This is a genomic window from Actinophytocola oryzae (assembly GCF_004364325.1).
Classification (GTDB): Bacteria; Actinomycetota; Actinomycetes; order Mycobacteriales; family Pseudonocardiaceae; genus Actinophytocola; species Actinophytocola oryzae.
The window spans coordinates 254,430-280,560 of sequence record NZ_SOCP01000011.1 but is presented as its reverse complement, the minus strand read 5'-3'; the positions used below and the strand labels follow the sequence as shown (position 1 = coordinate 280,560).

The 26,131-nt window shown below is 70.4% G+C and carries 22 protein-coding genes; 20 read left to right on the top strand and 2 right to left on the bottom strand.

Annotated features, from left to right (window positions below):
- The first annotated feature begins 62 nt into the window (after positions 1-62).
- The 3 genes from CLV71_RS28605 to CLV71_RS28595 are packed head-to-tail and all read left to right on the top strand — an operon-like array spanning position 63 to position 4,588.
- Positions 63-2,117: a peptidoglycan D,D-transpeptidase FtsI family protein gene (locus CLV71_RS28605; RefSeq protein WP_133905957.1), complete on the top strand. Its 2,055-nt coding sequence runs from the start codon at positions 63-65 to the stop codon at positions 2,115-2,117.
- 10 nt (positions 2,118-2,127) lie between these two features.
- Positions 2,128-3,012: a haloalkane dehalogenase gene (locus tag CLV71_RS28600; protein WP_133905956.1), complete on the top strand. Its 885-nt coding sequence runs from the start codon at positions 2,128-2,130 to the stop codon at positions 3,010-3,012.
- 37 nt (positions 3,013-3,049) lie between these two features.
- Complete coding sequence (locus CLV71_RS28595) at positions 3,050-4,588, top strand: SWIM zinc finger family protein (protein WP_133905955.1); 1,539 nt, start codon at positions 3,050-3,052, stop codon at positions 4,586-4,588.
- Between the two features lie 463 nt (positions 4,589-5,051).
- Here CLV71_RS28595 and CLV71_RS28590 read toward each other — a convergent pair whose 3' ends face one another.
- Entirely contained in the window at positions 5,052-5,855 is an 804-nt protein-coding gene (locus tag CLV71_RS28590; protein WP_133905954.1) for a siderophore-interacting protein, read from the bottom strand.
- The gene (locus CLV71_RS28585; RefSeq protein ID WP_133905953.1) at positions 5,852-8,119 is read right to left on the bottom strand and encodes an ATP-binding cassette domain-containing protein; all 2,268 of its coding nucleotides are present in this window, start codon (positions 8,117-8,119) and stop codon (positions 5,852-5,854) included. The genes CLV71_RS28590 and CLV71_RS28585 overlap by 4 nt, the downstream gene beginning before the upstream one ends.
- 71 nt (positions 8,120-8,190) lie before the next feature.
- Here CLV71_RS28585 and CLV71_RS28580 point away from each other — a divergent pair, with 71 nt between their 5' ends.
- From CLV71_RS28580 to wag31, 17 genes are all read left to right on the top strand, one after another.
- Entirely contained in the window at positions 8,191-8,976 is a 786-nt protein-coding gene (locus CLV71_RS28580; RefSeq protein ID WP_341771678.1) for a TetR/AcrR family transcriptional regulator, read from the top strand.
- 47 nt (positions 8,977-9,023) lie between these two features.
- Positions 9,024-9,692, top strand: a complete 669-nt coding sequence (locus tag CLV71_RS28575) for a rhomboid family intramembrane serine protease (protein ID WP_208297793.1) — start codon at positions 9,024-9,026, stop codon at positions 9,690-9,692.
- A gap of 70 nt (positions 9,693-9,762) precedes the next feature.
- A complete protein-coding gene (locus CLV71_RS28570) occupies positions 9,763-11,307 on the top strand; it encodes a UDP-N-acetylmuramoyl-L-alanyl-D-glutamate--2,6-diaminopimelate ligase (RefSeq protein WP_133905951.1) in 1,545 nt (514 codons plus the stop codon).
- 169 nt (positions 11,308-11,476) lie between these two features.
- Positions 11,477-12,928, top strand: coding sequence for a UDP-N-acetylmuramoyl-tripeptide--D-alanyl-D-alanine ligase (locus CLV71_RS28565; protein ID WP_133905950.1), 1,452 nt, complete (start codon positions 11,477-11,479; stop codon positions 12,926-12,928).
- 88 nt (positions 12,929-13,016) lie between these two features.
- Positions 13,017-14,105, top strand: coding sequence for a phospho-N-acetylmuramoyl-pentapeptide-transferase (gene mraY / locus CLV71_RS28560; protein ID WP_133905949.1), 1,089 nt, complete (start codon positions 13,017-13,019; stop codon positions 14,103-14,105).
- A 1-nt stretch (position 14,106) separates the two neighbouring features.
- Positions 14,107-15,447 (top strand): UDP-N-acetylmuramoyl-L-alanine--D-glutamate ligase, encoded by a 1,341-nt coding sequence (gene murD, locus CLV71_RS28555; RefSeq protein ID WP_133905948.1) that lies wholly within the window; start codon positions 14,107-14,109, stop codon positions 15,445-15,447.
- Entirely contained in the window at positions 15,444-16,850 is a 1,407-nt protein-coding gene (ftsW, locus tag CLV71_RS28550; protein ID WP_133905947.1) for a putative lipid II flippase FtsW, read from the top strand. The genes murD and ftsW overlap by 4 nt, the downstream gene beginning before the upstream one ends.
- Positions 16,847-17,947, top strand: a complete 1,101-nt coding sequence (gene murG, locus CLV71_RS28545) for an undecaprenyldiphospho-muramoylpentapeptide beta-N-acetylglucosaminyltransferase (RefSeq protein ID WP_133905946.1) — start codon at positions 16,847-16,849, stop codon at positions 17,945-17,947. Before ftsW ends, murG begins: the two co-directional genes overlap by 4 nt.
- A 77-nt stretch (positions 17,948-18,024) precedes the next feature.
- Positions 18,025-19,371: a UDP-N-acetylmuramate--L-alanine ligase gene (murC, locus tag CLV71_RS28540; RefSeq protein ID WP_243866772.1), complete on the top strand. Its 1,347-nt coding sequence runs from the start codon at positions 18,025-18,027 to the stop codon at positions 19,369-19,371.
- A gap of 1 nt (position 19,372) precedes the next feature.
- Positions 19,373-20,461, top strand: coding sequence for a cell division protein FtsQ/DivIB (locus tag CLV71_RS50190; RefSeq protein ID WP_133905945.1), 1,089 nt, complete (start codon positions 19,373-19,375; stop codon positions 20,459-20,461).
- A 41-nt stretch (positions 20,462-20,502) separates the two neighbouring features.
- Positions 20,503-21,012 carry a DinB family protein gene (locus CLV71_RS28530; protein ID WP_133905944.1) on the top strand — a complete coding sequence of 170 codons (510 nt, stop codon included), beginning with the start codon at positions 20,503-20,505 and terminating at the stop codon, positions 21,010-21,012.
- A gap of 193 nt (positions 21,013-21,205) precedes the next feature.
- Positions 21,206-22,582 (top strand): cell division protein FtsZ, encoded by a 1,377-nt coding sequence (gene ftsZ, locus CLV71_RS28525; RefSeq protein ID WP_133906064.1) that lies wholly within the window; start codon positions 21,206-21,208, stop codon positions 22,580-22,582.
- A gap of 81 nt (positions 22,583-22,663) precedes the next feature.
- Entirely contained in the window at positions 22,664-23,407 is a 744-nt protein-coding gene (pgeF, locus tag CLV71_RS28520) for a peptidoglycan editing factor PgeF (protein ID WP_133905943.1), read from the top strand.
- A gap of 61 nt (positions 23,408-23,468) precedes the next feature.
- Complete coding sequence (locus tag CLV71_RS28515) at positions 23,469-24,215, top strand: YggS family pyridoxal phosphate-dependent enzyme (RefSeq protein WP_133905942.1); 747 nt, start codon at positions 23,469-23,471, stop codon at positions 24,213-24,215.
- Between the two features lie 37 nt (positions 24,216-24,252).
- Entirely contained in the window at positions 24,253-24,942 is a 690-nt protein-coding gene (locus tag CLV71_RS28510) for a cell division protein SepF (RefSeq protein ID WP_133905941.1), read from the top strand.
- 19 nt (positions 24,943-24,961) lie between these two features.
- Entirely contained in the window at positions 24,962-25,240 is a 279-nt protein-coding gene (locus CLV71_RS28505) for a YggT family protein (protein ID WP_424923912.1), read from the top strand.
- Positions 25,241-25,287: 47 nt separating this feature from the next.
- On the top strand, positions 25,288-26,112 hold the full coding sequence (gene wag31, locus CLV71_RS28500) for a DivIVA-like cell division protein Wag31 (protein WP_133905940.1): 825 nt from the start codon (positions 25,288-25,290) through the stop codon (positions 26,110-26,112).
- The last annotated feature ends 19 nt before the right edge of the window (positions 26,113-26,131 follow it).

The following is a 26,131-nucleotide window of genomic DNA, read 5'->3' as shown; positions in this document are numbered from 1 at the left end:
ACCCCCGCGCTCCCACCTCGGACCGCGGCAGGCACACACACCAGGGCCCGGGGAGGCTGCTGATGCCCGGCCAGCCCCGGATCGACCGGCCGCACCCCGGTCGTCGCCCCGGCGCGCCCGCTCGACGTCCCGTGCAGCGGGTCGCCGCCGCGGGCGTGCCCTCGCGTGGCCGTGGTGGGCTGCCGCCCCGGGGTGCCGTCCACGGTTCGGGGCGGCCGTTACCGCCGGTCCACCGGCGGCCCGTGGGACCTCGGCGGCTGCCGAGGAAGAAGAGGAGGCAGGCCAACCACCACCTCCGGGTGATCACCGTGCGGTTCCTGCTCATCGCGGCGCTGGTCGCGGCGGGGCTCAAGCTGGTCCAGGTCCAGGGGTTCGAGGCAGAGGCTCTCGCCGCCAAGGCGCAGCGGCAGCGCACCACCGAGATCGACCTGCCGGCCAAGCGCGGCTCCATCGTCGACCGGAACGGGGTCCAGCTCGCCTTCAGCGTCGAGTCCAGGGCGCTCGCCTTCCGCCCGAACGCCATGCGCGACGACGTCGCGACGTACAACAAGAACATCAAGGACGGCAAGACCGAGGGCACGCCGCTGAACTACGACACCGAGACCGAGGCCATCGCGAAGGGCGTCTCGCGGAAGGTGCACGTCGACGAGCACGAGCTGCTCGGCAAGCTGCGCTCGGACAAGGACTTCCTGTACCTGGCGTTCAACGTCGAACCGGCCGTCGCACGGGAGCTGCAGCAGGAGTTCCCGTCGCTCATCACCGAGTACCGCGCCGACCGGGAGTACCCGGGCAAGACGACCGCCGCCAACATCATCGGTGTCGCGAACTGGCGCACGGACGACCCCGACCCGGAGAAGCACGACCTGCACGGTCTGGCCGGTCTCGAAGGACTGCGCGACAACCAGCTCGCCGGCACGCCCGGCCGCCAGACCGTCGCGACCGAGGAGGGCAACGACGGCGTCGTCATCCCGGGTCCCGAGCGTGACGTGAAGCCCGCGGTCGACGGCTCGAGCATCGAGCTGACCATCGACGCCGACCTCCAGTACTTCCTGCAGCAGTCGCTGTCCGACTACGTCGCGAAGGCGCAGGCCCGCGGCGGCAGCGCGGTGATCATGGACGCGAAGACCGGCGAGATCTACGCGCTGGCCGACGACAAGACGTTCGACCCGAGCCAGTCCGGCTGGGACCCGGCGCTGATGGGGGACCCGGCGTCGACCACCCCGTTCGAGCCCGGCTCGGTGAACAAGATCATCACCGCGCTGTGCTCCATCGACTACAACATCACCTCGCCGCTGGACGTGCACCAGGTGAAGGGCTCGATCCGGGTCGCCGACCGCACGATCGAGGACGCGTGGAGCCACCCCACCCAGCCGTTCACGACGACGGGCATCTTCGCGAAGTCGTCGAACGTCGGCACGCTGATGCTCGCCCAGGAGTGCGGTGAGGACCGGTTCTCGGACCTGGTGAAGAAGCTGGGGCTCGGCAAGCGGACGGGCGTGGGCCTGCCGGGCGAGAGTGCCGGCCGGGTGCCCCCGCGTGGCCAGTGGTCGGGTTCCACGTTCGGCAACCTGCCGATCGGCCAGGGCCTGTCGATGACCGTGCTGCAGATGGCCGGCATGTACCAGGCGGTCGCGAACGACGGCGTGCGCGTGCCGCCGAGGATCGTGGCGGCACGCGTCACGCCGGACGGCAAGCGGATCCCGGAGCCCGCGGCCAAGCCGGTCAGGGTGGTGGACGCGAAGACGGCGAAGACCGTACGGGACATGTTCCGGGCCGTGGTCCAGAAGGGCGGGGGCCTGAACAACGGCACCGGCGTGCCCGCCGCGCTCACCGGCTACCAGATCTCCGGCAAGACCGGCACCGCGCAGCAGACGAAGGACGACGGCACCGGCTACAGCCAGGAGGACTACTGGATCACGTTCGCCGGCATCTTCCCGGCCGACGCACCGAGGTTCGTGGTGGGCATCATGATCGACCGCCCGCACTACTTCGGTGGCCCCCCGGAGGGCAAGTCCGCGGCGCCGCTGTTCCACGACGTGGCTTCCCACCTGGCGCAGAAGTACAACATCCCGCTGTCGAAGGAAGAGAGCCCGGTGGTCCCGCTCATCACGTCGTAGTGTGACCGGCATGGTGCTGCGTACTGACGAGTCGAGGTTCGGGTCGCTGCCGGACTTCCCGTACGAGCCGGCGTACGAGTCGGTCGACGGCCTGCGCATGGCGTACGTGGAGAGCGGTCCCTCGGACGGTCCGGTGGCGCTGCTCCTGCACGGCGAACCGAGCTGGTCGTTCCTCTACCGCAAGGTGATGCCGGTCCTGGCCGAGGCGGGGATCCGGTCGGTGGCCCCGGACCTGGTCGGCTTCGGCCGCTCCGACAAGCCACCTGCCGCGGCGCACACCTACGCCGCCCACGTCGAATGGACCCGGGCACTGGTCTTCGACGCGCTGGACCTGACCGACGTCACGGTCGTCGGGCAGGACTGGGGCGGGCTGATCGGCCTGCGGCTCGCGGCGGAGCACCCGGAACGCGTGGCCAGGATCGTCGCTGCGAACACGGGCCTGCCGACGGGCGAGCACGGCATGCCCGCGGTGTGGTGGGAGTTCCGCAGGGCGGTGGAGAAGGCGGAGGTCCTCGACATAGGCCGCTTCGTGCAGTCGGGCTGCCGGACGAGGTTGCCGGACGAGGTCAGGGCCGCGTACGACGCCCCGTTCCCGACGGAGGAGCACAAGGCGGGCCCGAGGACGATGCCGGGCCTGGTCCCGGTGTCGCTGGAGGACCCGGCGGCGCCCGCGAACCTGGCCGCGTGGCAGGTGCTGCGGCAGTGGCAGAAGCCGTTCCTGTGCGCGTTCAGCGACAGCGACCCGATCACCGGCCCGATGGCGCCGATTCTGCGTAAACACATTCCTGGCGCGGCCGGTTCGACGCATCCCACGATCGAGAACGCGGGCCACTTCCTGCAGGAGGACGCAGGCGGTCGTCTCGGCGAGGAGATCGCGACGTTCATGCGGGCCTGAAACGCTCATTGTCGGTCCCATACGATTCAATTCCCCCATGGCCTGGTTCACCGAAGACGACCTACGCACCGCGGCGGGCGAAGCAAGCTTCGAACGTGGCCGCGACTACGTGCCGGAGGTGGGGGAACTGCGTCCGACTGCGCTCGGCGTGTGCGCGAGCGTGAGAGGCAAGGACGTCTACGAGGTGTGGCTGGGTCGGGAGAACGAGGGGCTGGTGGGGGACTGCCAGTGCCCGTACGGCCTGGAGGGCAACTTCTGCAAGCACTGCGTGGCGGTGGGCCTGGTGGTGCTGGCGGACGGGACGCAGCCGCGAGAAGCGGACCTGGAGACGTATCTGCAGACGCTCGACCAGCAGGAGCTGGTGGGTTTGCTGCTGGAACAGGCACGGCGCGACGCGACGCTGTACCGGCAGCTGATGCTGAGGGCGGGTACCACCGGCACGCCGCAGGTGGCGGTGCTGCGCCGTCACCTGGAGGAGGCGCTGAAGGTGAAGGCCTTCGTGGACGCCGACTACGTGGCACGGGCGAAGGACGTGCTGGACACGGTCCAGGCCCTGGTGGACGCCGGTCATGCGGCGGAGGCGAGGCCGCTGGCACGGCACGCGGTGGAGCTGCTGGCGTCGGCGATGGGGGCGGTGGACGACCCGGTGGGGGCGGTGTCGGGAATCTGCCGGCGGGCGGTGAAGCTGTACGCGAAGGCGTGCGCCGAAGCGAAACCGAACCCCGTCAAACTGGCGTCGTGGCTGTTCAAGCTGCGCCTGGCGTGGACGACGTGGCCGACTGTGGACATCTCCGACTTCACATCCGCGCTGGCCGAGTCGGGAATTGCGGAATACCGAAGGCTGCTGACGGAATCGGAAGCGGATCCGGCAACGCTGCGCCTGATGCGGGAACAACTGGCCAGGTGCACGGGCGACGCCGACACCATGATCGAGGCACTGGCGGAGGACCTGCCGTCCCCGAAGGCGTACCGGGCGATAGTGATCACCCTCCGTGAGGCGAACCGCATGGACGAGGCGATCGACTGGGCGGAAGAAGGCGCTGCGAAGGACCAGTCGCTGACGGGCTTGCTGGTGGAGACGTACCTGGCGGGAGGGCGTGGGGAGGACGCGGTAGAGCTGAGGAAGGCGGCGTTGAGGGAGGCGCCGACCCGGCATTGTTACGCCTGCCTGAGGGAGACGGCGACCGAGGCGGGGACGTGGTCGGGCCTGAGGTCGTGGGCGCTGGCGGTGATGGCGGCGGCACCGGCGGAGCTGGTGGGCGCGCTGCTGGATGACGACGAGGTGGAGGAGGCCTGGGAGACGGCCGTCAAGCACGACTGCGTGGGGGTGGAGGTGGCCCGGCGGCGGGGGATGACGGACCCGGCGGAGGTGGTGCCTGCTTATCGGGCGTTGGTGGAGGCGAGTTTGTCCCGTGGGGGGAGGGACGCGTACCGGGAGGCGGGGATCCTGCTGCAGGAGTTGTCCAAGGCGGCCGCGACCTCGGGTGAGTCGATCTCTGGCTTTGTGACCGAGTTGAAGGCTCGGCATGCGCGGAAGCCGGCTCTGTTGGACGAGTTGCAGCGGGCTGGGTTCTGATCGGTTGTCGTTCAGGTGGGTGGGGTGGGGCGGGGGCCGGGTGGTGGAGGCCACGGTTTGGGACGGGGTGAGTTTGGTCGGGGGGCCCGCCCCCGCGTTATGAAGGCGTCCTTCGTTGCGCTGGGCGTTATGAAGGCGTCCTTCAGTGCAATCGGGTGGTGGCGTTGAGAGGCTGGGCAACCCAGATTGGTCCGACTCGGTCTCGCCAACTCAGCCCCGCGTCGAAAACTCGCTCTCACCCACCCAGACCCGCCCCCACCTCGGCCTGCCACCTCGGCTTGCCACCTCGGCCCTCCAACCCTCCGGCCCCGGCGGTCCTCCTCACCCCGGACCCCGTCCGGAGCCTCACCGCGGACAGGCCCCACCGCAGCAAGGCCTTCGCTGCGGCCAGGCCCTCTTTGCGGCTAGTCCCTCGCCGAGGCCAGACGCTTGCTGCAGCCAGACGCTTGCCGTGGCCAGGCCTTCACTGGGACATCGCTATCCGTTCCTGTGCGTCGGCCATGTCTGCCTCTGTTGGTGCGTCGTCCTGTGTCAGGCGGGCACGCCAGTAGCCGGTGAACTCTATGGCGGTCTTCGGGAGTCCTTTTGCGACCAGCGATCTGCGTAGGGCGCGGACCATCGTTGCTTCGCCTGCCAACCACGCGAACGCCGATCCTGGCGGGATCTCCAGGTTCTCCACCGCCATTGTCAGTCGTTGGCCGTGTGGGGACTTGTTCCGGTGTAGCCACGTCACGCCCGGCAAGGGTTGTTCCTCAGCCTCGTCGGCTACCTCCACCAGTACTTTGGCTCCTGGACGGGGTAGTAGCGAACCTATGGCCGGTAGTGCGGTCTCGTCGCCCGCCAGTAGGACCCATGACGCGTCCAGGGCCAACTCCTGGCGGTACGCCTCTGCCGGGCCGTACCTTCCCAGGACGTCGCCCGGCGCGGCGGTTCTGGCCCACGTCGATGCCGGGCCGCCGTGTTCGTGTAGGACGAAGTCGATGGTCATCCGACCGTCTGCCAGGGAGCGAACCGTGAAGCTTCGCATGGTGGGGCGGTCTTCCACCGGCATGGACTGGTACGCCAGGTACCACGACATGCCGTCGCCCTCCGCCTTTGCCGCCGGCAACACCAGTGGGCGGTTCTTCGGCGGGAACAGCAGTTTCAGTTGCTGGTCTGGCCACGTCTCCAGTGTCGACAGGCCGTCGCCGGTGAAGGTTACGCGGGTCATCCTCGGGGTCAGGGGCTCTACCTGCTCCACGGTCAGTGGAGCTACCAGCGTGTTCATGGGCGCTCCAGGTACTTGCGCAGGTGTTGTGCCGTCAGTGAGTCACCGGTTTTCACCAGGGTCTCCGGCGTGCCTTCGAACACCACCTGGCCGCCGTCGTGGCCCGCGCCCGGGCCCAGGTCGATCAGCCAGTCCGCGTGGGCCATCACTGCCTGGTGGTGTTCGATGACGATCACTGTGTTTCCGTTGTCCACCAGGCGGTCCAGCAGCGCCAGCAGGTTGTCCACATCTGCCAGGTGCAGGCCTGTCGTCGGTTCGTCCAGGATGTACGTGCCTGCACCTTCCGCCATGTGGATGGCCAGCTTTACTCGTTGGCGCTCACCGCCTGACAGGGTTGTCAGTGGCTGGCCCAGCGTCAGGTAGCCCAGGCCCACCTCTGCCAGCCGGTTCAGGATCGCTCGGGCGTTGCCGCTGGGGAAGAAGTCGCGGGCCTCGGTTACCGGCATGGCCAGTACCTCGCTGATGTTCTTGCCTCGCAACAGGTAGCGCAGGACCTCCGGGGTGAAGCGCCTGCCCTCGCACTGTTCGCACACCGACGCGACGCCGGCCATCATCGCCAGGTCCGTGTACACCAGGCCAATGCCCTTGCACTTGGGGCACGCGCCCTCCGAGTTGGCGCTGAACAACGCCGCCTTCACGCCGTTGGCCTTCGCGAACGCCGCTCGGATCGGGTCGAGCAGGCCCGTGTACGTCGCCGGGTTCGAGCGCCTCGAGCCTCGGATGGGGGCCTGGTCCACCACCGTCACGTCGTCCCTCGTGGACAGTGAGCCGTGGATCAGTGAGCTCTTGCCCGAGCCTGCCACACCGGTCACCACCGTCAGCACGCCCAGTGGCACGTCCACACTCACCTTGCGCAGGTTGTGCAGGGACGCCTCCCGGATCGGGATCGAGCCTGTCGGGGTGCGGAACCGCGAACGCAGCTTCACTCGGTGGTCCAGGTGACGGCCTGTCAGGGTGTTCGACGCCCGTAGACCCGCCACGTCACCCGTGTAGCAGAGCCGGCCGCCCGCCGGGCCAGCGCCGGGGCCCAGGTCCACCACGTGGTCGGCGATCTCTATGGTTTCCGGCTTGTGCTCCACCACGAGCACCGTGTTGCCCTTGTCCCGCAGGCGGATCAGCAGCTCGTTCATCCGCTGGATGTCGTGCGGGTGCAGGCCCACGGTCGGCTCGTCGAACACGTACGTGACATCGGTGAGGGCGGAACCCAGGTGCCGCACCATCTTCACGCGCTGCGCCTCGCCGCCGGACAGCGTGCCGGACTCGCGGTCGAGCGACAGGTAACCGAGGCCGATCTCCACCAGCGAGTCGAGCGTTTCTCCCAGTGTCCTCAGCAGCGGGGCGGCGGACGGGGCGTCCACGCCGCGCAGGAACGCCGCCAGGTCGCTGATCTGCATGGCCGAGCACTCGGCGATGTTCAGGCCGCCGATCCGCGACGACAGTGCCGCCTCGTTCAGCCGCGCGCCCCGGCACACCGGGCACTGGCTGAACGTGACCGCCCGCTCGATGAACGCGCGGATGTGCGGCTGCACCGCCTCCTTCTCCTTCGACAGGTACAGCCGCTGCACCTTCACCACGAGGCCCTCGTAGTTGGTGTTCATGGTGCCGTACTTGATCTTCGTGGCCGGCTTGTGCAGGAAGTCGGCCCACTCCTGCTCGGTGTAGTCCCGCAGCTTCTTGTCCGGGTCGACGAAACCCGAGTGCGCCATCGACTGCCAGTACCACGAGTCGACCGCGAAGTTGGGCACCGTGATGGCACCCTCCTTCAGCGACAGGTCCCTGTCCACGAGCTGGTCGACGTCGATCGAGTTGACCTTGCCGATGCCCTCGCACTCCTGGCACATGCCGTCGGGCAGGTTGAAGCTGAACGCCGTGGACGGGCCGACGTACGGGTCGCCGACGCGGCTGAACACGATCCGCAACATCGTGTGTGCGTCCGTCGCCGTGCCCACGGTGGACCGCGAGTTCGCGCCCATCCGCTCCTGGTCGACCACGATCGCCGTGGACAGGTTGCGTAAGCCGTCGACGTCGGGACGGCTCGGTGCCGCCATGAACGACTGCAGGAACGCCGAGTACGTCTCGTTGATCAGTCGCTGTGACTCGGCCGCGATGGTGCCGAACACCAACGACGACTTGCCGGAGCCCGAGACCCCGGTGAACACCGTGAGCCTGCGCTTCGGCACGTCGAGCGAGATGTTGGCCAGGTTGTTCTCCCTGGCGCCGCGCACCTCGATCCGGTCGTGGCTGTCGGCCGCTGTGCTTCCCATCGCCGCCTCTCTCTTTATGGTGTAAAGTGATGCAGGCGACGATACTTTACGTGGTAAGGAGACGCAAGTTGGTGGTGTATGCCGGGCAGGGCGACCAGCGGCGGGTCATGGAGCTCCTCTGGCGCGCGGAGCGCGAGGAGTCACCGAAGCCGGGGCCGAAGCCCGCGCTGACCGTCGAGCTGATCGTCGCCGCCGCCATCGACATCGCCGACGAGCGGGGCATGTCGGCGCTGTCGATGCGTGCGGTCGGTCAGCGCGTCGGGCGCACCGGCATGGCGCTCTACACGTACGTGCCCAGCAAGATGGAGATCATCGACCTCATGTACGACACGGTGATCGCCGAGACCCACCGCGCCTACGACCTGGGCAACGGGTGGCGGGCCGCGCTGACCGAGTGGGCGGAGGACATGTGGGCGTTCTACCTGCGCCACCCCTGGGTGCTGTCCGTCTCGCAGGCCCGGCCCGTGCTGGGGCCCAACGAGTACGTGCTGCTGGACACGGTCTTCGGGATCATGTTCGAGACCGGCCTCGAACCCGTCGAGGTCCGACGACTCACCGGCGCGCTGTTCCAGCTGGTGCGCGGGGTGACGCAGGTCGTGGCGGAGGCCAAGGACGCCGCCGCGAGCACCGGCACGAGTGACGACGAGTGGTGGCACGCCCGCGCGCCCCTGCTCACCGAGATGGCCCCCGACTTCGCCGAGCGCTTCCCCATGGTCACGAAGCTGGCCGGGGCGGACGCCTTCGCGATGGACGACGAGACACAGTCGTACCTGGAGCAGTCGACGAAGGAGTCGTTCCGCTCGGGCCTGCGCACCTTCTTCGACGGGATCGAGGCGAGCGTGGCCCGCAAAACGTGATCGTCGCGAGCTTCTCGCCGCGCGCGGGCGCCGAATAGTGTCCCGGCGTGAGCACATTGCCGAGCCCGCGACCGACTCCGGCACAGGACGACGACGGGTCGCTGGCCAGCCCGCTGGGCCGGGCGGCCGCGCTCAACGTCGGGTTCCTCGCGATCCTGTGGATCGTCGAGCTGGTCAACGCGGCCACCGGGCGGGAACTCACGCAGGCCGGCGGCATCGTCGCACGTGACGCGGGCAGCCTGGTCAACATCGTGACCGCGCCGTTCGTCCACGGGAACACCGAGCACCTCATGGGCAACGCGCTGCCGCTGTTCAGCCTGGGACTCATCGCCGCGATCCCGAGCCCGAGGCGGTTCCTGCTGATGACGGTCGTGGTGATCGTGGTCGGCGGCCTCGGGATCTGGCTCACCTCACCCGTCGGCACGGTGACGATCGGCGCGAGCGGTGTCGTCTTCGGCTACTTCAGCTACCTGCTGCTGCGCGGACTCGTCGACCGGCGGCCCGCGGACGTGCTCGTCTCCGTCGGCATCGCCATCGCCTACGGGTCCTACATGTGGAGCGCGGTCGGTATCGGCGCCACCGGCGTGTCCTGGCAGGGCCACGTCTCCGGACTGATCGGCGGCGTCGTCGCCGCGATAGTCGTGCGCACACCGAGGAAGAAGACCGGGCTCGTGGCGTCCGGCGACTCGCTGCCGAGGCTGCCGCCCGCCGTCTAGCCGAACCCGACACGGCGTCCGCACCAGGGTGTCCTTGATCGCCCTGCGTGCGCAGGTAACCTTCCGCGACGTGCCCGCCAAGCTTGTTGGCAAGGCTGTCACGGCACCGCCTCGCCCCGTCAGGATCACGCCAGTCCCGCTCACCACGTTGGTGGCGCGGGCGAACGCGCGCGCCCTCCGGCCGCCGGACCACGAGCTGCCCGTCAGCGGCATCACGCTCCGTGCGCAGCACGTGCTGCCCGGCGACGTGTTCGCCGCGCTCCCCGGCGCCCACGTCCACGGCGCCGACTTCGCCGAGGGCGCCGTCCGCGCCGGTGCGGTCGCGGTGCTCACCGACGCGGCAGGCGCGGCCCGGCCCGCACTGCGGGACGTCCCCGTGCTGGTCCACGACGACCCGCGCCGCGTCCTCGGCGAGATGGCCGCCTGGATCTACGGCGAGCCGTCGCTGCGTCTCGCGGTCATGGGCGTGACCGGCACGTCCGGCAAGACCACCACCACCTACATGATCGACGCCGGCCTCCGGGCCGCCGGGATCACCACCGGCCTGGTCGGCACGGTCGAGACCCGCATCGCGGGCGAACGGCTGGCCAGTGCCTTCACCACCCCGGAGGCCCCGGACCTGCAGGCGCTGCTCGCCGTGATGGTCGAGCGCGGCGTGACGCACGCGCCCATGGAGGTGTCCAGCCACGCGCTGTCGATGGGCCGCGTCAACGGCACCCGCTACCGCGTCGGCGCGTTCACCAACCTCTCGCGCGACCACCTGGACTTCCACCCGACCATGGAGGACTACTTCCAGGCGAAGGCCCTCCTGTTCGACGGCCGCTCCAGCGCCGAGGTCGTGTGCGTCGACGGCGAGTGGGGCAGGCGGCTGGTCACCCCGAAGACGGTCACCGTCGCGACCGAGGGCGCGGGCGACTGGACCGCGAGCGGCGTGACGACCTCCGTCACCGGTGAACAGGCGTTCGTCGTCCACGGCCCAGGCGGCTTGGAGATGCCCGTGACCCTGCCGATGCCCGGCGGCTTCAACATCGCGAACGCGCTGGTCGCGGCCGCCTGCCTGCACGAGGTCGGCGTCGGCGCGGCCGACATCGCGGCAGGACTGGCCGCCGTCCAGGTGCCGGGGCGGATGGAACGCGTCGTGCTCGGGCAGGACTACACCGCGGTCGTCGACTACGCCCACAAGCCAGCCGCCGTAGCGCTCGCGCTGGACGCGATGCGGGCCCGCACCGACCGGCGCGTCATCGTCGTGCTCGGCTGCGGCGGCGACCGCGACGTCGAGAAGCGCCCGATGATGGGCGAGGCCGCCGCCCGGCGAAGCGACCTGCTGATCGTCACCGACGACAACCCCCGCACCGAGGCCCCGACCGCCATCCGCGCCGCCATGCGCGCGGGCGCCGAGGCGGTGCCGCCCGGCGAACGCGGCGACATCCTCGACATCGGCGACCGCAGGACCGCGATCACCGAGGCGGTGAACCGGGCCGGGCCGGGCGACGTCGTCGTGATCGCGGGCAAGGGCCACGAGACAGGCCAGGAGATCGACGCGGTGGTGCATCCGTTCTCCGACCTCGACGAGCTGGAGGCCGCCATCCGCACCCGGCTGGAGGCAGACAAGTGAGCGGAGCGACCCAAGGATGGCAGCCGACCTGCGGCTGGACGCACGAATGGGACTCTCACCCGGGTTCATGCAGCAACGAATGGGACTTTCGTAAGGGTCCAGGGAGCAGGATGGACGGTTTGCTCGTTGCCATGTGGATAGCGTCGGGCGGGGCAGGCGAGGGCGCGTCATGATTCCGCTGAAGCTCATCGAGATCGCCGCCGCCACCGGTGGACGGGTGCACAACGCGACCGGCGACGAGGCCGTCAGCGGGCCCGTGGAGTTCGACTCGCGGGAGATCGGGCCGGGCGGGTTGTTCGTCGCGGTGCCGGGGGAGCGGGTCGACGGGCACGACTTCGCCGCCGCGGCCGTCGCGAAGGGCGCCGCCGGAGTGCTCGCCGCGCGTGAGGTCGACGCGCCGTCGGTCATCGTGCCGTCGGTCGCCGACGCGCCCACCCGGTCGGTCGCCCTGGCAGGCGACACCGACGGGTCCGGCGCCGCGGTGCTGGCCGGTCTCGCCGCGCTCGCGCGGGCCGTCGTCGACCGGCTGCCCGCGCTGACCGTCGTCGGCGTGACCGGGTCGTCCGGCAAGACTTCCACCAAGGACCTCATCAGCCAGGTCCTCGAGCCGCTCGGCCCCACAGTCGCCCCGCCCGGCTCCTTCAACAACGAGCTGGGCCACCCCTGGACCGTCCTCCGCGCCGACGAGACCACCAGGCACCTCGTCCTGGAGCTGTCCGCCCGCGGCCCCGGCCACATCCGCGCCCTGTGCGAGGTCGCGCCGCCCAACATCGGCGTCGTGCTCAACGTCGGCTCCGCGCACCTCGGCGAGTTCGGCTCCCGTGAGGGCATCGCGCAGACCAAGGGCGAGCTGGCCGAGGCGGCGACCGACGTCGTGATCCTCAACGCGGACGACCCGCTCGTCCGCGCCATGGCCGAGCGGGCCAGGGCACGGGTCGTCCTGGTCGGCACCAGTGCGGACGCCGACATCAGGGCACACGATGTCCAGCTCGACGAGCAGGCCAGGGCCACCTTCCAGCTGGTCACGCCCAAGGGCACCGTCCCGGTCACCCTCGGGCTGCACGGGGCGCACCACGTCGGCAACGCGTTGTCCGCCGCCGCCGTGGGGCTGGAGCTGGGCGCCACACCGGAGGACATCGCGGCGACGCTGTCGGGAGCACAGCGCCGCTCGGCACGTCGCATGGAGGTCACGACCCGGGACGACGGCGTCACGGTCGTGAACGACTCCTACAACGCCAACCCGGAGTCGATGGCGGCGGCACTGCGCACGCTTGCCAGGATGGCCGGACCGAACGGGGAGCGCCGCACGTGGGCGGTGCTCGGCGTGATGGGTGAGCTCGGCGATTCGGGTGCCGAGGCGCACGAGGGGATCGGACGGCTCGCGGCCCGGCTGGGCATCGACCGTCTGGTGGTAGTCGATGAGCAGGCCGGCGCCATCCAGCACGGCGCCAGGCTCGAGGGGACAGGAACTGGAGAGGAGCCCGTGCTGGTGCCCGATGTGGAAGCGGCCGTCGCGCTGCTGGACACCGAGCTGCGTCCCGGAGACGTGGTACTGGTCAAGGCGTCGAAGGTGGCCGCCATCTGGCGGGTCGCCGACGCGCTGCTAGGGAGCCGCGCGTGAGCGGAGCCTGCGGAGCGAACCGTCAACACGAACGACGCCACCGAGCCTGCGGAGCGTTCCGGCGCCGCGGAGCGAGCGAGGGGGCGTTGTGATCGGCATCCTGGTCGCCGCCGCGATCGCACTGATCGTCTCGATCATGTTCACCCCCTACCTGATCCGGGTGTTCTCCCGGCAGGGCTTCGGACAGGAGATCCGCGAGGAGGGACCGCAGGGCCACCAGTCCAAGCGTGGCACCCCGACCATGGGTGGCGTCGCGATCCTGGTCGCCATGGTGGTCGGCTACGCCGTCGCCCACGTGATCACCTCGATGGTCTCCGACGACAGCGAGGCCCCGACCGCGTCCGGCCTGCTGGTGCTGTTCCTGGCCGTCGGCCTGGGCCTCGTCGGCTTCCTCGACGACTTCATCAAGATCCGCAAGCAGCGCAACCTCGGCCTGAACAAGACCGCCAAGCTGGTCGGCCAGCTCGTGGTCGCCATCGCGTTCGCGGTGCTGGCGGTCAACTTCGCCGACGAGTACGGCTTCACGCCCGCCTCGATCCGGCTGTCGTTCGTCCGCGACCTGACGATCATCTCGTTCGGCACCATCGGGTTCGTCGTCTTCTGCTACCTGCTGGTGTCCGGCTGGTCGAACGCGGTGAACTTCACCGACGGTCTCGACGGCCTGGCGGGCGGCTCGTCGGCGATGGTGTTCGGCACCTACGTGGTCATCACGTTCTGGCAGTTCCGCTACAACTGCGGCCTCAAGACCCCGACCGTCGGCTGCTACGACGTGCGAGATCCGCTCGACCTGGCCGTGGTCGCCGCCGCCGCCATGGGCGCGTGTATCGGCTTCCTGTGGTGGAACGCCGCTCCGGCGAAGATCTTCATGGGTGACACCGGCTCGCTCGCGCTCGGCGGCCTCGTCGCCGGACTGTCGATCACCACCCAGACCGAGCTGCTGATGGTGATCGTCGGCGGCCTGTTCGTGGTGGAGATGCTGTCGGTGGTCCTGCAGATCGCGGTCTTCCGCACGTCGAGGCGAAGACTCTTCCGCATGGCTCCGTTCCACCACCACTTCGAGCTCGCCGGGTGGGCGGAAACCACGGTGATCATCAGGTTCTGGCTGCTGGCCGGGATCTGCGCGATGTTCGGCCTCGGCCTGTTCTACTCGGAGTGGCTGACGGCGGTCGGCAGCTGACATGTTCGCAGGCAAGCACGTCCTCGTCGCGGGTGCCGGGGTCACCGGGAAGTCGGTGGCCTCGGCGCTCCTCGGCGTGGGCGCCCGCGTCACGGTCACCGACGGCGTCGCGGACCGCCTCACCGGCCTGCCCGCGGGCGCGGACACGGTCGCGGGCCTGACCGTCCCGCCGGACGGCACGGACCTCGTCGTCACGAGCCCTGGCTGGCCGCCGACCACGCCGCTGCTCGTGGCCGCCGCCGAGGGCGGTGTCGAGGTCATCGGCGAGGTCGAGCTGGCGTGGCGACTGGGAATGTCGCTGGACGCCCCGCCCGCCTGGCTCGCGGTCACCGGCACGGACGGCAAGACCACGACAGTCGGCATGCTGGAGTCGATACTGCTCGCGTCCGGCGCCAAGGCCGTGGCCTGCGGGAACATCGGCCTGCCGGTCGTGGACGCGGTGCTCGCCGGGTACGACGTGTTGGCCGTCGAGCTGTCCAGCTACCAGCTGCACTGGCAGTCCTCCATGCACGCGGACGCCGCCGCCGTGCTCAACATCGCCGAGGACCACCTCGACTGGCACGGCTCGATGGCCGCGTACGTGCGGGACAAGGGCCGCGTCTACACCGGCGCCGGTCTCGCGGTCTACAACGCGGACGACGTCGAGACCGAGCGCCTCGCCGCAGACGCGGTCGAGAAGGTCGGCTTCACGCTCGGCCCGCCCGCACCGGGTCAGTACGGGGTCGTCGACGGTGAGCTGGTGTACGGCGACCTGCGGCTCGCGCCCGTTGCCGAGGTACGGCCGGTCGGCCCGCACAACGTCGCCAACGCGCTGGCCGCGGCCGCGCTGGCCAGGGCGTACGGCGTGGCCCCCGAGGCGGTCCGCGCCGGGTTGAACGCCTACACCCCGCCGAGCCACCGCGTCGAGCTGATCGCCGAGCACGACGGCGTCCGGTACGTCAACGACTCCAAGGCCACCAACACCCACGCGGCTCAGGGCTCGCTCGGTGCGTTCGACTCGGTGGTCTGGGTCGCCGGTGGCCTGCTGCACGGCGCCGCGGTCGACGACCTCGTCGCGCAGGCGGCCACCCGCCTGCGCGGTGCCGTGCTGATCGGCGCTGATCAGGACGTGTTCGCCGCCGCACTCGCGCGACACGCGCCGGATGTGCCGGTGCATCGGGTCGGATCAGGAGACGATGACCCCATGCTCACTGCGGTGCGCGTGGCGAACGCGATGGCAACCCCCGGCGATGTGGTGCTCCTCGCGCCTGCCGCCAAGTCCCACGACCTCTTCGCCAGCTACACGCACCGCGGCACGGCTTTCGCCGAAGCCGTGCGGCACGTGCTGGCGGAGCGTGGATGACCGCGTTAGACGACTCCAGGAACACCTCGGACAAGGAAGCCGCGCAGAGCAGGCCGGGCAAGGCCCGTGAGCGCGCCGGCCGGATCTGGGCGGCACGCACCGCGCTGACCGCGTGGCTCGGCCGCCCGCTCGCCTCCTTCCACCTGCTGCTCGCGATCTGCGCACTGCTGATCGTGATCGGCCTGGTCATGGTGCTGTCCGCGTCCGCGGTCATCTCGATCAACCAGGGCAGTTCGGCGTACACGGTGTTCGGCAAGCAGGTCGTGTTCGTCGCGGTCGGCCTCGTGCTGTTCTGGATCGGCGTGCGGGTGCCGCTGCGCCAGATCCGCGCGATCAGCCCGATCGCGCTGTGGGTGTGCGTGATGATGCTGGTCCTCGTGCTCACCCCGCTCGGCTCCACGATCAACGGCACCCGCAGCTGGTTCAAGCTGGGCCCGCTGTCCGTCCAGCCGGTCGAGTTCGCCAAGCTCGCGCTCGCGCTGTGGGGCGCGCACATGCTGGTGGTCAAGCGCGGGCTGCTGCACCAGTACCGGCACCTGCTCGTGCCGGTCGTGCCCGCCGCGCTGGTGCTGTTCGCGTTGGTCATGCTGCAGCCGGACCTCGGCGGCACGGTCACCCTCGGCGTGGTGCTGATCGCGTTGCTGTGGTTCGCGGGCGCACAGTTGCGGCTCTTCGGCGCGCTCGCGCTCGGCGGCCTGGCGGGCGTGGTCCTGCTGGCCATCGGCACGGGCTACCGCCTCGCGCGTGTCGTGTCGTTCCTCAACCCGGGCGAGGACGACCTCGGCGCCGACTACCAGGCCAACCAGGCGCTGTACGCGCTCGCGGACGGCGGGTTGTTCGGCAGGGGCCTTGGGCAGGGGCCGTCGAAGTGGAAGTACCTGCCCAACGTGCACAACGACTTCATCTTCGCGTTGATCGGGGAGGAGCTCGGCTTCCTCGGCTGCGCGCTGGTGCTGGGTCTGTTCGGTTCGCTCGCGGTGGTCGGCATGCGGGTCGCGACCCGCAACATCGACCCGTGGATCCGCATGGTCGCCGCGACGCTGACCGTCTGGCTGGTCGCGCAGGCCGCGATCAACATCTGCTACGTGGTCGGGTTGCTGCCGGTCACGGGCATCACACTGCCCCTCATCTCCTCCGGTGGCACGTCCGTCGTGACCACCATGCTCGTGTTCGGGGTCCTCGCTAACTGTGCGCGCCATGAGCCCGAAGCAGTGGCCGCACTACGCTCTCAGGGGCCGGGCCGATTCGGCCGGCTGATGCGGCTCCCCGCTCCGGAGCCCTACCAGCCGCCGGTCAGGCGCAAACCGGTCCGGCGACCAGCCCCGCAGCGAGGTAGTGGTGGTAACGCGGCCGTCCGGACGCGGCAGCCCGCCCCGCGCCGCAAGCTAGGAGGACGTTCTTGAGCAACCCTGCACACCGAGGTCCGTGCGTCGTCGTCGCGGGGGGAGGGACCGCCGGGCACATCGAGCCCGCGCTCGCCCTGGCCGACGCCGTGCGCCGAATCCGGCCGGACGCGCGTGTCGTCGCGCTGGGCACCGAGCGCGGCCTCGAGAAGCAGATCATCCCGGCGCGGGGCTACCAGCTGGAGATGATCCCCCCGGTGCCGATGCCGAGGAAGCCCAACGTCGACCTGCTCAAGCTGCCGCTGAAGGTCCGCGCGGCGATCAGGCAGACCCGCGAGGTGCTCGACCGCGTCGGCGCGGACGTCGTCGTCGGCTTCGGCGGCTACGTCGCGTTACCCGCCTACCTCGCCGCCCGTGGCCGCACCCCGATCGTCGTGCACGACTCCAACGCGCGCGTCGGCCTCGCCAACAAGGTCGGCGCCCGGTTCGCCGCCAGGGTCGCCGTCGCCACCCCGGACTCCGGGCTCCCGAACGCCGAGGTGATCGGCATCCCGCTGCGCGGCTCGATCATCGGGCTGGACCGGCCGAGGCTGCGCATGCAGGCCCGCCAGTTCTTCGGGCTGCACCCGACCGCGCCGACGCTGCTGGTGACCGGCGGCTCCCAGGGCGCGCGGACGATCAACAACGCGATCTCGGCGTGTGCGCGGATCTTCGCCGACCGCGGCATCGGCGTGCTGCACGCCTACGGGCCGAAGAACTCGCTCGCCGTGCAGGAGGTGCCCGGCAGGCCGAGGTACGTGTCCGTGCCGTACCTGGAGCGGATGGACCTCGCCTACGCCGCCGCCGACGCGATCCTGTGCCGCTGCGGCGCGATGACCGTCGCCGAGGTGTCCGCGGTGGGACTGCCCGCGGTCTACGTGCCGCTGCCGATCGGCAACGGCGAGCAGGCGCTGAACGCCAAGCCCATGGTCGACGCGGGTGCCGCGCTGATGATCAAGGACGCAGAGCTGACCCCGGAGCGCGCGGCCGAGCTGGTCGTGCCCCTGCTGACCGACCCGCTGCGCCTGCGTGCGATGAGCGCCGCCGCGCAGGGTTCCGGGCACCGCGAGGCCGCCGACGTGCTGGCCCGCATGGTCCTCGAGGTGATCGGCAAGTGACGCCGGCCGACGCGACCGGCGTGGTCGAGCTCGGGGAGTCGGAGCGGGTCCACCTCGTCGGCATCGGCGGTGCCGGGATGAGCGGCATCGCGCGGATCCTGCTCGACCGGGGCATGGCGGTGTCCGGGTCCGACGCGAAGGAGTCCACGACACTGACGACGTTGCGGGCGCAGGGCGCTCGGGTCGCCGTCGGCCAGTCCGCCGCGAACCTCGACCTCCTCGACGGCGGCCCGACGGTGGTCGTCGTGTCGAGTGCGATCAAGGCCGACAACCCGGAGCTGGCCTCGGCACGCGAGCGTGGGCTGATCGTGCTGCACCGGTCCGAGGCACTCGCCGCGCTCATGGCCGACCACCGCGTCGCCTGTGTCGCGGGCACGCACGGCAAGACGTCCACGACCTCGATGCTGACCGTCGCGCTGCAGCACTGCCGGCTCGACCCGTCGTTCGCGATCGGCGGCGACCTCAACGACTCCGGCGCCAACGCACACCACGGCGCGGGCGGGATCTTCGTGGCCGAGGCCGACGAGAGCGACGGGTCGTTCCTCGCGTTCGCCCCGCTGGTCGCGGTCGTCACCAACGTGGAGGCCGACCACCTCGACCACCACGGCACGGTCGAGGCCTACAACGCCGTCTTCGCGGCCTTCGTGGACCGGCTCGAGCCGGACGGCGTCCTCGTGGCGTGCGCGGACGACCCCGGGTCGGCCGCGCTCGCGTTGCTGGCGGAGTCCAGGGGCGTGCGGGTCCGCCGGTACGGCAGGGCCGCCGCCGACGTGACGCTCACGGCCTACGAGCCGGTCGGCGAGGGTGGGGTCGCGTCCGTGCTGGTCGACGACGCGCCGGTCGAGATGCGGGTCGCGGTGCCCGGCGAGCACATGGCGTTGAACGCGATGGGCGCGCTCGTCGCCGGGCTGGAGCTGGGTGCCCCGCTCGACGGTCTGGTCGAGGGCATCGCCGGGTTCGGCGGGGTGCGGCGCCGGTTCGAGTTCCGGGGCAGGGCGGGCGGCGTTCGCGTGTACGACGACTACGCCCACCACCCGACCGAGGTGGCCGCGCAGCTGCGTGCCGCCCGGCCCGCGGCGCACGGCGGCAGGCTCGTCGTGATCTTCCAGCCGCACCTGTACTCGCGGACCCGCCTGTTCGCCAAGGAGTTCGGCGAAGCGCTCGCCCTGGCCGACGAGGTCGTGGTCCTGGACGTCTACGGCGCACGTGAGCAGCCGGAGCCCGGCGTGAACGGCAGGCTCATCGCGGGCAGTGTGCCGTTGCCGGGGGAGCGGGTCCACTTCGAGCCGTCCTTCGACAAGGTGCCCGCGCTGGTCGCGGACCTCGCCGAGGAGGGCGACCTCGTGCTGACCATGGGCGCGGGCGACGTGACCATGCTGGGCCCGGAGCTGATCGCGGAGCTGGACCGGCGGGTGCGGGTCTGACATGGCGGACGCGGAGGACGGGGACGAGCGGCGGTCCCGCCGCGCCCGGTCCACGCGCGACCGCCGAGGCCGCACCACGGAGCGCCGGTCCCAGACCCGGCGCTCCCGCACGGACCCGCCGGAGGAGCCGTCCCGCCGGGCGGAGCAGGAACGCGGCCGGGCCACGCCGGACGCGTCCCGGGCAAGGCGCAGGCGCCCGTCCGACGACGCGGCACCGAAGACGACCGGCCGTGCCTCGACCACGCGCCGGACCGACACCAGGACCCGCCGCAGGACCGAGCCCGCCCGGCCGGACTCGTCGGGCACGTCGAGGGCCCGAGGCACCGGCCGCGACGCGGGCCGCCCGTCCACGCGGCGCCTGCGCCCGGACGCGGTCCGGGTCCTCCGGGGCGAGCCGGGCAGGCGCCCGGCGCCGACCAGGGCCCGCTACCTCAGGCGCCGCTGGGTCGCCGTGCTGGTCGCGGCGTCCGTGCTGGTCCTGACCTACGCCGTCCTGTTCACCTCGCTGCTCGGCGTCCGGTCGGTCGAGGTCGTCGGGGTCAGGGAGATCCCGAAGGACGACGTGATCAGGGCGGCCGACATCGCCGACGGCACGCCCATGGTCCGCCTCGACGCCGACGAGGCCGCGGCCCGCGTCGCGAAGCTGCCGAGGGTGTTCGAGGTGCGGGTCGAGCGGTCGTGGCCCAGCACGGTCCAGATCATCGTCACCGAGCGGGCGCCGGTCGCGGTGCTGCGGGCCGGGTCCGAGATCCACCTCGTCGACGAGACCGGGCTCGACTACGCCACGGCCGCGACCGCCCCGCCGAACCTGCCGACGCTGGCCATGGCGAACGTGAAGCCGGAGAACCCGGCCACGCGGTCGGCCGTCAGCGTCCTCGGCGCGATCCCCAGGCAGCTGCGGGTCCAGGTGACCACGGTGACCGCCGAGACCCCCGGCGACGTCCGGCTCACCCTCACCGACGGCCGGGTGGTCAAGTGGGGCAACGCCGACGAGAACGCGCGTAAGGCGGCGGTGCTCGGGGCGCTGCTGACCCGCCCGGGCAGGACCTACGACGTGGCGACACCGGACTTCCCCACGGTCTCCGGATAACTCGGTCGGCCGAACGGGCGCGCTCCGGCACACTGCGCGCCATGACTTCGACCAGCACCCGCCCCGAGGCGCCGAAGACCGGCGACCTCCGTGAGCAGCTCACCGCCTACCTCGACTTCCTCCGCTCCGCGGTCGTGCTGAAGGCCACCGGACTCACCGACGAGCAGGCCAGCCGCTCGCTCCTACCGTCCGAGCTGACCACGATCGCCGGCCTCGTGTCCCACCTGACCTACGTCGAGCAGTACTGGTTCGGTGTCGTGGTCGAGAAACGGCCCGATCCCTGGACCGAACGGTTCAGGGCCGACATCGACGCCGAGTTCACCGCCGCGCGCGACGTGCCGATCGAACAGCTCGTCGCCGAGTACGCGGCCGAGTGCGACCGGAGCAGGGCCGCGACGGCACGCCACGACCTCGACGACCTGGTCTCGACCCCCAAGGGCGCACCGGTCAACCTGCGGTGGGTGCTCATCCATATGATTGCCGAGACCGGCCGCCATGCCGGGCATCTCGATCTGCTCCGCGAGCTCATCGACGGCAGCACCGGCGAGTGACCAAGAGTGAATGCGGCACACAACACCGCAACTACACGGCGTGGCGGCTGGAATCGAGAACGGTCTCTGCTTACCGTCCTGATTCGACGTCAGAGCTTGACATAACTCTAAGTCTCTCGTAGAGGTTGAGGGTTTCGGTCCGGCGATGGCGGTCGGGGACAGCACAAGGCTTCAGATCATGGAAGGCGGTCCGATGACGCCCCCGCACAACTACCTGGCGGTGATCAAAGTCGTCGGCATTGGCGGCGGCGGGGTCAACGCGGTAAACCGCATGATCGAGGTCGGCCTCAAGGGCGTCGAGTTCATCGCGGTGAACACCGACGCGCAGGCGCTGCTGATGTCCGATGCCGATGTCAAGCTCGACATCGGCCGAGAGCTCACCAGAGGTCTCGGCGCGGGTGCCAACCCGGAGGTCGGGCACAAGGCCGCGGAGGACCACCGCGAGGAGATCGAAGAGGTCATCAAGGGCGCCGACATGGTGTTCGTGACCGCGGGCGAGGGTGGTGGCACCGGTACCGGTGGCGCGCCGGTCGTCGCCTCGATCGCCCGCAAGCTCGGCGCGCTCACCATCGGCGTGGTCACCCGCCCGTTCGCCTTCGAGGGCAAGCGGCGTGCGCGACAGGCGGAGGAGGGGATCACCGAGCTCCGCAACGAGTGCGACACGTTGATCGTGATCCCCAACGACCGGCTGCTGCAGCTCGGTGATGTCGGCGTCTCGCTGATGGACGCGTTCCGCTCGGCCGACGAGGTTCTGCTCTCCGGCGTCCAGGGCATCACCGACCTGATCACCACGCCCGGTCTGATCAACCTGGACTTCGCCGACGTCAAGAGCGTCATGTCCGGCGCGGGCAGCGCGCTCATGGGCATCGGCTCGGCGCGGGGCGAGGGCCGGGCGGTGCAGGCCGCGGAGAAGGCGATCAACTCGCCGCTGCTCGAGGCGTCCATGGACGGTGCCCACGGCGTGCTGCTGGCCATCGCGGGCGGCTCGGACCTCGGCCTGTTCGAGATCAACGAGTCGGCGACGCTGGTGCAGGAGGCCGCCCACCCCGAGGCCAACATCATCTTCGGGACGGTCATCGACGACTCGCTCGGCGACGAGGTCCGGGTGACGGTGATAGCGGCGGGCTTCGACAGCGGCACGCCGACCCACAAGAAGCTCGACCCGACGATGGTCGGCTCGCGGCAGACGACGGTGGCGCCGGCGCAGTCCGGTCACCTCAGCCAGCCGGCCCGCCCGGAGCCTCCGCCGCAGGCACCCGAGCAGGCACCGGAGCAGACCGCTCCACCCGCGCAGTCGCAGGACGACTACTCGGCACCCGGCCAGGCGAACCCCTCGCCGCAGCCGGCACCGTACGTGGGGGAGAGCACCTCGACGTCGCAGTCCGCTCCGTCGCCTCGCCAGGCGGCGGTGGCCGGTTACGCCAGCCCGCTGGGTGGGGCGAGTGTGCCGCCGACGGCGTCGCCCCGACCGAGGACACCCGGCGCGGGTGGCAGCCTGCCGGGCCGCGCGGTCCCGGTGACCGACGAGCCGGATGACGAGGTCGACGTCCCGCCGTTCATGCGTCGCTGACCCAAGACCACAATGCCCTGAAGGGCGCACCCTCCCGGAGGGGCGCTGTTCAGGGCATTGCCAACTCAAGAGGAGAGCGTTGTGCGGATCAGGCGGGTCGTCACCACCCGTGCCGGCGGCAGGTCGAAGCCGCCCTACGACTCGTTCAACCTCGGCGGCGGGGTCGGCGACGACCCGGACGCCGTGGCCGCCAACCGCCACCGGCTCGCCACCGAGCTGGGCCTGGAACCCGACCGGCTGGTCTGGATGGAACAGGTCCACGGCCGCAACGCCGAGATCGTCGACGGCCCGAGGGCGTCGGCCGTCGAGGCCACCGACGCGATCGTCACCACCGAGCCGAACCTCGCCCTCGTCGCGCTGTGCGCCGACTGTGTGCCGGTCCTCCTCGCCGACCCGCGGGCCGGTGTCGTCGGCGCCGCCCACGCGGGCCGCGTCGGCGCGCGGGTCGGTGTGCTGCCCGCCGCCGTCAGGGCGATGACCGAGGCAGGCGCGAGCGTCGACCGGATCGAGGTGCTGCTCGGCCCGTCCGTGTGCGGCGAGTGCTACGAGGTGCCCGCCGCGATGCAGGCGGACGTCGAGGCGCACCTGCCAGGTAGCGCCTGCAAGACGCGGAAGGGAACTCCCGGTCTGGATCTTCGCGCCGGGCTCTGGCGTCAGCTCGCCGACGCGGGCGTCGCCAAGATCGGACTCGACCCGAGGTGCACGGTGGAGGACAAAACGCTGTTCAGTCACCGCAGAGAAGGCGCCACTGGGCGATTGGCCGCGCTGACCTGGCTCGACCCCGAGGGCGACTCCGCGGGCCCGATCTCGCACGGTGCGTCATGATCCGGGAGCGCAGCGAAGCAGCCGAGTGCCGGATCGAGGGGTTGGGGAGGCGAATAAGCGAATGAGTGATACAACTCAGTCGAACGGGCGACGAAGCGAGATCGAGACCGCACTGAGCGTAGTCCGTGACCGAATCGCGACCGCTTGTCGCACCGCCGGGCGCTCAGAGTCGGCCGTTCGGCTCATCGCGGTCACCAAGACATTCCCGGTCGAGGACGCCGCCCTCCTGACCGACCTCGGCATCACCGACCTCGGTGAGAACCGTGAGCAGGAGGCGGGCCCCAAGGCGGCCGAGCTGGCGGAGCTGCGGCCGAACGCGCAGGTCAGGTGGCACATGCTGGGTCACCTCCAGCGCAACAAGGCCCGTGCCGTGGCTCGCTGGGCCGCCGAGATCCAGTCGGTCGACTCGGACCGTCTCGTGGACGCCCTCGACAAGGCCGTGCGCACCGCCAGGGAGGCGGGCGAGCGCGTTGAACCACTCGACGTCCTTGTCCAGGCGAGCCTCGACGGGGACCCGACACGCGGCGGCGCGCCGCTCGACACGCTGATGCAAATTGCAGATCGAGTAGCCCATTCGAGTGAATTACGACTACGTGGTCTGATGGCGGTCGCGCCCCGGGAGGTGTCTGCGGACGACGCCTTCGCGCGCCTCGAGACGGCCGCCGGACGCCTGCGTGAAGATCATCCGGAGGCCACCGAGATCTCCTCGGGAATGACCGGTGATCTGGAGGCGGCCGTCATCCACGGCTCCACCTGCGTGCGTGTCGGAACCGCGCTCCTGGGCGCCCGTGGCCTAGCCTCGCCATAACACGTTTCGGTCTTCCAAATGGGCGAGGGGCAGGGGTATGGGCACGCTTCAGAAGCTGAAGGCCTACTTCGGCATGGTCCCCGCCGACGAGTACGACGGTTACGACCTCGATGACCTCGACGAATACGACGACCGAGGCGAGTACCGGGGTGCCTACCGGCGGGCAGAGTACCCCGTCGGCGAGGACGAGTACGACCCCTACGCGGAGCGTGTCGGCCGCCGAGGCCCCGCCCGCTACGAGGACGACCGCTTCGAGCCGGAGCCGGTCGCGCGTGCCGACTTCCCCGGCCGACCTGCCGCGCGGCCGCGTCCGCCCTGGTCGGCGGATGCGCCGGTGCAGGGCGCGCTCGCCATGGAGCCCCGTCGCGAGCCGCCTCGCCCCCTGCCGTCCCCAGTCCCCTCCCCGTCCCAGTCCACGGCGGCCAAGCCGAGTGCCGGAGGCTACCCGATGGGCCGGATCGTGACCCTGCACCCGGCGAGCTTCACCGACGCCCGCACCATCGGTGAGCACTACCGGGACGGCACCCCGGTGATCATGAACCTCACCGAGCTGGACGACTCGGACGCACGTCGCCTGGTCGACTTCGCGGCCGGGCTGGTGTTCGCCCTCCGGGGCTCGATGGACAAGGTCACGAACAAGGTGTTCTTGATCTCACCGCCGAACCAGGACCCCACGGCGGAGGACAAACGACGGATTGCGGAGGGCGGGTTTCTCAACCGAAGCTGACTGATGGCAGAGTTGTCACGTGGATGTCGTGTGGCTGCTCGCGGGTTGGGTACTCTTCGCCTTCATGCTGTTCCTGACCGCGCGCGTCGTGGTGGAGATGGTTCGGTCCTTCTCCAGGGAGTGGCATCCAGGTGGCGGGGTTGCGGTAATCCTTGAAACCATCTACACAGTGACCGACCCCCCGGTGCGCTTGGTTCGGCGACTGATCCCGAACGTGAACATCGGAGGCATCAGGCTAGACGTATCCGTTACCGTTCTGTTGTTGGTTGTGTTCATCGCGATGCAGATCGTCTGGTGACGGGGACGCCGGATGGAAGTAGCCATGAGAGTGCGTGAGGTGATCAGATGTCGTTGACCCCCGCTGACGTGCACAACGTCGCGTTCAGCAAGCCTCCTATTGGCAAGCGGGGCTACAACGAGGACGAGGTGGACGCTTTCCTTGACCTGGTCGAGGTTGAGCTCTCCCGCCTGATCGAGGAGAACAACGACCTGCGTGCGCAGGTCGAGCAGCTCGACGCCCAGCTCGAGTCGGCACGCGCCGACATCGAGGAGGCGCGTACACACGCACCCGTGCCACAGCCGGTGGTCCAGGAGCGACGGCTCACCCCGGTGCCGCCGCCCAGCGCACTGGAACAGACGTCGCCGGGAGCCACGGGTGGTGACCATCACGTGCAGGCCGCCAAGGTCCTGGGTCTTGCCCAGGAGATGGCGGACCGCCTGACCGGCGAGGCGAAAGCCGAGTCGGACGGCATGCTCGCGGAGGCGCGCACGAAGGCCGAGCAACTCCTGTCCGAGGCCCGTACCAAGTCGGACACGATGATCAACGAGGCGCGCACGCGTGCCGAGACGATGCTCAACGACGCGCGCACGCGTTCCGAGACGCTCGAAAGGTCCGCCCGTGACAAGGCGACGACCCTCGAGCGCGAGGCGCAACGGCAGCACGCCGAGGTGCTGGGGCAGGTGCAGGCGGAACGGACGGCGCTCGAGAAGAAGATCGACGAGCTGCGTACGTTCGAGCGGGAGTACCGCACCAGGTTGAAGACGTTCCTCGAGTCGAGTCTTCGAGAACTCGGTGACCGCGGGTCCGCGGCGCCGACCACCGGTTCGTCGGACGGCGGCAGGTCGGGACAGGGCTATGCCTTCGGTCCACGAGCCGCCGAAGCCGGCTGACGCTGCGTAGTCACACCTG